We start from the raw sequence: 656 nt of genomic DNA, 5'->3' as shown, positions 1-656 counted from the left end.
GGTGACGACCACGCCCTCGATGCGCTCTCCGGCGTCGCGATAGGGGGCAAGGCGGACGAGAAAATGCGCGCTCCCGTCGTCGTTCTCCACGCGCCGCTCGAGCGGGCCCTTGTCGGCGAAGACCCGGGCGATGTCATCGGCGAAGCTCGGCATGACCAGAGGGCTGGAAAGGTCGGTGATGGGCCGTCCCCGATCGCCGGGAAGGATGTTGAACACCTTGGCCACGGTGGGCGTGAAGCTGCGGATCACGAGGTTCCGGTCGAGGAAGACCGTCGCGACCTCCGTGCTTTCGAAGAGGTTCCGCAGGTCGGAATTGGCTCGATCCAGCGCGTCGACCTTACCGATGAGCTCGGCATTGACGGTGTGCAGCTCCTCGTTGACCGATTGCAGCTCCTCCTTGGAGGCCTCCAGCTCCTCGTTGGTGGACTGCATCTCCTCGTTCACGGAGACGAGCTCCTCGTTGGAGGATTTCAACTCCTCCAGCGCCGTCTCGTACTCCTCGATCATCGATTGCAGCCGCTCGCGCATCTCGCGCATCTCGCGTTCCATCTGCACCGCGGCGCCCTCCTGCGTCGCATGGGCGCGATGCACCGCCTCCTCGCGGCTGAGCACCGGGCCCTGATCCGTGAAGAGAATGAGGTAGAGCGGATCGGTGT

1 protein-coding gene is annotated in these 656 nt (G+C 64.6%); it reads right to left on the bottom strand.

Annotated elements, in window-relative coordinates:
* Positions 1 to 656: PAS domain-containing protein (locus tag AC1DWF_RS35340; RefSeq protein WP_476843122.1), on the bottom strand; the 656-nt coding region annotated here is incomplete at both ends.

The sequence above is a fragment of the Aminobacter sp. P4_D5 genome (genome assembly GCF_056401815.1).
Note: the sequence above shows the minus strand (reverse complement) of the source record. Positions and strands in the feature narration are given on the sequence as shown.